Genomic DNA, 6,751 nt, shown 5'->3' on the forward strand with positions numbered 1-6,751 from the left:
GCGATGATCCGGGCAGCTGCCAAGAATTACCGGGATGTTGCGGTCGTTGTCGACCCTGCCGATTATCCGGCCATACTGGCAGCCATTAAAGACGGCGGAATCTCAGAAGAACAGCGTCTCACGCTTGCAAAGAAAGTGTTTGTCCGCACTGCCGCATATGATGCAGCCATCAGCAATTACCTCCAGCGGCTCGAATCTCCCTTCCCTCCCACGCTCTCGCTGCAGTTCACCAACGGCAGACCGCTCCGTTACGGTGAGAATCCGCACCAGATGGCGGCAGTATACGGGACGGCCGGGATTGCTGGCGCAGAACCCCTCCAGGGAAAGCAGATGTCCTATAATAATTATCTGGACGTTCATGCAGGTGTTGGACTGCTCCGGGAATTTGACGATGCCGCGGCAGTGATCGTCAAGCACAATAATCCCTGTGGTGTTGCTACCGGGACTGACGTTCTGGCTGCCTATCTCACTGCCCGCGATGTGGATCCGGTCTCAGCATACGGTTCGGTAGTTTCCGTGAACCGCGAGGTCACAAAAGCGTTTGCCGAGGAGATCTGTGGAACTTTTGTTGAGGTAATCGTTGCCCCGAAATTTTCTCCTGATGCTTTGGAAATCATGAAGAAGAAGGAGAACATGCGGGTTCTCCTTCTGCCGGAGCGCTGCGATGCCGATGAACTCCGGACTATTGATGGCGGCATCCTTGTCCAGAGAACTCCGGTCTACCAGGAGCACTGGCAGGTTATCACGAACCGCGACCCGACAGCAGATGAGATGAAAGCGCTCCAGCTTGCCTGGAAGGTCTGCAAGCATACCAAGAGCAATACCATCATCTTTGCGGACCAGAAACGAACACTCGGGATCGGTGCCGGCCAGATGAGCCGGGTTGATTCGGCAAAGATCGCTATCAGCAAAGCATGCGGATCCCTGAAAGGATCGGCCGTTGCCTCGGATGCGTTTCTCCCATTCCCGGACACGCTGGAAGTTGCCGCAGAGGCTGGAGCCACGGCACTTGTGCAGCCGGGCGGATCGATTCGGGACAAGGAAGTCATCGATGCAGCAAATCGCCTGCATATGGCAATGGTCTTTACGGGCGTACGATACTTCAGGCACTGAAATTTTTCCTTTTTTTTGAAAAACAGGCAGAAATCTGCGATAGATATTTATTCTGCGAAGTTACCATACCTTCTTTAAATCGTTTGTGGCCGCGAGCGGCCATGGATGATTTGACTATATTGAGGCGAAAAGAATGGATTTTGGAAACATGCTTGGCGAGTCTTTTGCCTATGCAAAAGACGGGGTTGTTGGTAAATGGATGCAATGGATATTGCTCCTGGTTGCGACCATCCTTCTCTGTATCCCGCTCCTCGGATATACCCTGAAGATCTACCGCGGTGAGAAACCTGCACCGGAAGTCGACGGGTGGGGGACACTCATCATTGACGGTATCAAGTACCTCATCATCTCTCTTATCTGGGCTATTCCGTGCCTGATCGTCTTCTTTGTGATGCTGGGCGCTGCTGTAACGTCCTATGCCATGAACCCTGCAGCAATGGTAGGGATTATGGGAGGTATGCTTGTAGGCTTCCTCCTCTTCTTCATTGTTGCCTTCATCACCGGCCTTCTTGCAACGATCGGTGTCATCCGTTTTGCACGGACTGGATCCATGGGAGAGGCATTCAACTTCGGGGCAATCCTCGAAACCATTGGTAAGATCGGGTGGGTCAACTACATCATTGCCCTCATTATCATCGGTATCATCATCGGTATCATCGAGTTTATCCTGATGGCAATTCCCTATGTTGGAACACTCATCCTGTTCCTCATTGTCCCGCCCCTGGTGCTCTGGCACTCGCGCTATGTCTGCCTGATCTACGACAGCGCAGCATAATTTTCAAACACTTTTTTCTCCCAGTTCTTCATTCAGTCACCATGTTCCGGCTGGAGAAATGAAACCGGTGTCAGGTCAATCCGGACGACCAGTCCTTTGAACTCAAAAGCGTTTTTGCCGGAAACACGAACGTTTTTAAATTTCAGAGTATTGAATGAAGGGCCCTGAGCCGAACTGAATATTCGTTACAAAAAAAAGAAAAAAGTCAGCGCTGAACAGCGCCAAGATTGGCCTGTTCAACGGTCTTTGCGTATCGCGCAAGTACACCGGCGAGGTTCTTTGTGGCAGGTTTCCATGCACTCTTCCGCTTTTTCAGTTCCTGAGCCGATACGCAGAGATCGATTGTCTTCTTGTGAAGATCGACTGCAATCGAATCGCCATCCTTCACAAGGGCAATGGGGCCGCCAATCGCAGCTTCCGGAGCAACATGTCCGATGCAGGGACCTCGGGTTCCCCCGGAAAACCTTCCGTCAGTTATAAGGACGACCTTTTTGTACCCGAGTCCCATCAGTGCTGATGTGGGAGAGAGCATCTCCGGCATACCGGGTGCTCCCCGGGGGCCTTCGTTTCGGATCACGATAACGTCCCCTTCCCGGATCTTCCTGCCAAGGATTGCTTTCATGGCGGGTCCTTCGCCATCAAAGGCACGTGCCGGGCCGGTATGCTTCCACATCTCTTTTGGCACGGCGGCGCTCTTCACAACAGCACCATCTGGTGCAAGCGAGCCGGAGAGGATCCGGAGTCCGCCTTCTGCATTGATGGGTTTTTTTACCGTCCGGATCACTTCGTTGTTCCTGACGACTGCTGACGTTGTGATATCAAGGACTTTTCGGCCGGAGACCGTTGGGGTGTTGTCAAGGAATTTTTCAAGCTGTTTCATAACCGCTGGAATCCCGCCGGCACGGTGGAGCGTCTGCATCGAGTGCGGGCCGGATGGCTGCATGTAGGAGATATGAGGGATCTTTTCTGCCAGTTCGGAGAAATCATCCAGGGTGAGGGGGATGCCTGCCTCGGTAGCGATTGCCATAAGGTGAAGAACAGTGTTGGTGGAACCTCCAAGCGCCATATCCACCCGTATAGCATTCCTGAGGCTTTTTTTCGTAACGATATCACGGGGAAGAACCTGTTTTTTTACGAGGGGGAGAATTGCTTCTCCGGTTTCGCGGGCGATCCGGAGTTTTCCGGCATCGACCGCAGGTGTTGCTGCACAACCGGGAAGGGACATTCCCATTGCCTCGGTCATGCAGGCCATGGTATTGGCGGTATATAGTCCCTGGCAGGAGCCGCACCCGGGCATGGCGCAGCACTCGAGTTCGCCCAGGGCTTGTTCAGTCATCGAACCGGCTGCCACTTTTCCAACTCCCTCAAAGATGTCAATCAGTGAAAGTTCTTTGCCGTCCTGGAAACCGGACAGCATAGGTCCACCGGTCAGGACAATTGTCGGAATGTTGCACCGGACTGCAGCCATCAGCATTCCGGGAACGATCTTGTCGCAGGTTCCGACACAGACAAGGCCATCAAAACAGTGGGCCTGTACCATAAGTTCGATCGAGTCCGCGATGTTCTCGCGCGATGGAAGGGAATACCGCATTCCCTCATGACCCATCGCAATACCATCGCAGATCCCGATTGTGCCAAACTCGAAGGGTACGCCCCCAGCAGCTGCAATACCTTCCTTAACCTTGCCGGCCAGCTGGTTGAGGTGGATATGGCCGGGAACAATCGTGTTGTATGCATTCGCGATACCGATGAACGGGAGTCCCATCTCGCTATCGGTTACACCAAGCGAGCGGAGAAGCGCCCTGTTTGGTGCCCGTTCATATCCTTTTTTTGCCATATCACTGCGCATAAAACCAGACTTCCTATGAAAAAGAGATTCGTGTTCATGAAAGATTATCCCTTGTATCTGCACGTACTGTGGTGCAGGTGGATCAGGTCTTCGAGAAGGAGACTGCTGCATCTACAAAGGATCGGACAAATGCGGGGGAAAAATATGCGTGGGTATACTGGCCAACTGCATTCAATGACACAAGCCCGTCTTTGCCATCGCAGATACCTTTGCCGCGCGAGAGTGCAAGAGTGAACCGGGCGTCACGGTCTGGATCCAGCTGTGAATAATGGAACTCGTGGCCGGTTACCGTTTGACCAAGATTAAAAAACGCACCTTTGGTTGTTACTGTGCCTTTTGTATACCCAAGAGCCTGGATGCGTTTTGTCATTGTTACTGATGCTGGAAGAATTCCGGTCATGCGATGATTGGTATCTGCGGATACCTCACGGGCAAGATACATCAGTCCTCCGCATTCACCAAGGATAGGCAGGTTGTTATCCGCCGCCGTAGTGAGCTCCAGTGTACAGGCCGCCGATGCAAGGTCAGGAAGGAACAACTCGGGGTACCCGCCACCAATATACACCGCGTCAACGGGCGGCAGGGGATCGGTCAGCGGGGAGAAGAAGACGAGTTCGGCACCGGAGCGTGCCAGCAGGTCAAGATTGTCCCGGTAATAGAAGCAGAATGCATTGTCATATGCAATGCCGATTTTTGCAAGGGAGGCAACCGGAGAATCTCCATCATGCGGGGAAGGAATGGGAGGTGCTGTCCGGGCCGCAGATACAACTGCATCAAGATCACAGTGTTCAGCAATCAGGGCTGCAATCTCACGATGGGGAGCGGGCTCATGGCCCATAATCAGTCCAAGGTGCCGGCTTTTTACGGAAATGTCATCGCTTCGCGGTATCCATCCCAGCGCGGGGATTGCAAGGAACGGCTCTATCATTGCACGGTGACGCGGACTGCCGGTACGGTTGACAATCACTCCGGGAATCGTAATGGTTGGATCAAAATTACGGAAACCACTGATGAGAGCATGGATACTCCGCGACATTCCTTTTGCATCAACAACAAGAATTACCGGTGCATTGAGGACACGGGCTACATGCGCGGTGCTGGCAAAGTCTGTTCCGTCGACCCCGTCAAACATTCCCATGACGCCTTCAACGATCGCGATATCAGATCCTACCGATGCACGGTGAAACGTGTCAAGGCACCCGGCTTCACCCATCATGAATGGATCAAGGTTTCGGGATTCTCGTCCGCAGATCTTTGAATGGTGGCTGGGATCGATAAAGTCCGGGCCGACCTTGAAAGGCTGGACATGGTACCCTTTTGCGACAAGGGCTCCCATGAGTCCGCCCGCAACAGTCGTCTTTCCGCACCCGCTGTGCGTACCGGCAATCACTATTCGGGGGATTGTCATGAGGTATTCACCGTATATCCTGCGAGATTGATCATAGTACCCGTTTCTTCAGGTTACCGGATCCAGTATTTGATAATATTTTTGGGATCCGGACAAATCTTGCTGCAATGGTACTCTGGCAGTATCGCAGATAAAGATGTATTTGGAAAAAATTGAGTGTAGATTGGATTATTCTTTCTTTTTCCGGTAATGGTATACCATATAGGCTATACCGATAGTCGCAGCAGCAACAATCGAAAGATAGATGGGATTGGTAAGGATAATGGCAATTCCTTCTGTTGCAGTAACATCTACTGTCAATTTCATGGGATCCGAGAGATGAGTGTTGTCAAGAGCATCCCGGTACCGGATCTCGGAATCAAGGCCATACTCTTTTATCGTGGCACTGCGATCCACGCCCAGCTGGAAGATTATCACCCGTGATTCATTGGGCTGAAGGTCCCCGATATACGCTATGTCTGAAGTACTGGTGAAAGGATCAACAGCACTTATCCTCGCCTTTGCACCGTAAACCGGACTATCTCCGGTATTCTTGTATTCAACTTGGATCTCCTTCTGGTTCCCCGGATGCATTGTGGCAGGAGATGAGATAATTGCAAAACTCATCTTACCACTAACAGGAATACCTAGGGTTTTCTGGCGGGCGGATATACTGTCCCCCTCCGGATTCAGGTATATGACACGGATATCCACCGGATAGGACTGTCGTTCCGCACGGTCGGAGACAGAGACTTTATACCGGGCAATTGCAGTGCTTCCCGGGGAGAAATCTCCAATGTAGACACTGTCATCTACGGGAATAATCGGGCTGGCTCCATTGCGGGTAAGAACCACAATGGCCTGTGATCCATGGGCAGTGCCGGAATTTTTCACTTTCACATTGATGTAACCATCAGCCCCTGCTGTTATATGCTCAGGGTCCGCAGAGAGGACCTCAATTGCAGCTTCCGGTTTGATGGTGATGGGAATATCCAAAGTGATCTCTTCTGACTGGTAGAAGTATTCCATTGTTGCATCATTGTACTGGCTTGCAGAAGAGAGATAGGAATAGTTCAGTGTCAAAGGAAGGAGATAGGTTCCTCCGCCAGCACTTTCCTTGATCTTAACCGTGTATAGTGCGCTGGCGGATGATGAACCCCCAAGGTCACCTAGCATAACCGGATCGGTTTTTATCGTAACCGGCGCATTGCCCGGCGAGAGTGATGCTGAAAGGAATTTTGCAGTAGTCGGCAGGTCATCCCGGTCCGTGATCCCGGACTGGACCAGTTTGTCTTTGCTCTGACCGGTGTTCTGGATTGTGATGGTTATCTGCACTTCTGAATTCGGTGAGAACTCATTAGATCCGGAGACTGATGCAGAAAGATTCGGACTGCCAGACAAGTAGAGTGTTCCTCCCATGACCGGCATGACAATAATTGAAGTCATAACGAACATCAGAATGATGAGATTTTTTTTCCTTACTGCCATAGAAACCTACCAGAAGATGTGATAAGATACATTGTCTGTCAATCCATGAAGGAAATTTTTGATTCCGACATTGTTCTAATAACCAATGACAATTAACGGTAAAATAATTTTGGAGATGCATGTGAGAATAGCTACATAC

General features: G+C 51.4%; 5 protein-coding genes. 2 read left to right on the forward strand and 3 right to left on the reverse strand.

Going from position 1 to position 6,751, the window contains the following annotated elements:
- Together purH and CW742_RS04920 are read left to right on the forward strand one after the other, a co-directional pair.
- Positions 1–1,113: bifunctional phosphoribosylaminoimidazolecarboxamide formyltransferase/IMP cyclohydrolase (gene purH / locus CW742_RS04915; RefSeq protein ID WP_292417290.1), on the forward strand; the 1,113-nt coding region annotated here is incomplete at its 5' end.
- A gap of 133 nt (positions 1,114–1,246) precedes the next feature.
- Positions 1,247–1,888 carry a DUF4013 domain-containing protein gene (locus CW742_RS04920; RefSeq protein WP_292417293.1) on the forward strand — a complete coding sequence of 214 codons (642 nt, stop codon included), beginning with the start codon at positions 1,247–1,249 and terminating at the stop codon, positions 1,886–1,888.
- A 205-nt stretch (positions 1,889–2,093) separates the two neighbouring features.
- On the opposite strand, the gene ilvD is transcribed toward CW742_RS04920, so the two are convergent.
- The 3 genes from ilvD to CW742_RS04935 all read right to left on the reverse strand — a co-directional run bounded on the left by ilvD (position 2,094) and on the right by CW742_RS04935 (position 6,570).
- The gene (ilvD, locus tag CW742_RS04925; RefSeq protein WP_292417296.1) at positions 2,094–3,737 is read right to left on the reverse strand and encodes a dihydroxy-acid dehydratase; all 1,644 of its coding nucleotides are present in this window, start codon (positions 3,735–3,737) and stop codon (positions 2,094–2,096) included.
- 82 nt (positions 3,738–3,819) lie between these two features.
- Positions 3,820–5,145, reverse strand: a complete 1,326-nt coding sequence (locus CW742_RS04930) for a cobyrinate a,c-diamide synthase (RefSeq protein ID WP_292417299.1) — start codon at positions 5,143–5,145, stop codon at positions 3,820–3,822.
- Between the two features lie 168 nt (positions 5,146–5,313).
- Positions 5,314–6,570: a COG1361 S-layer family protein gene (locus CW742_RS04935; protein WP_292417301.1), complete on the reverse strand. Its 1,257-nt coding sequence runs from the start codon at positions 6,568–6,570 to the stop codon at positions 5,314–5,316.
- Positions 6,571–6,751 lie beyond the last annotated feature (181 nt).

This window comes from Methanoregula sp. (genome assembly GCF_002835825.1).
Classification (GTDB): Archaea; Halobacteriota; Methanomicrobia; order Methanomicrobiales; family Methanospirillaceae; genus Methanoregula.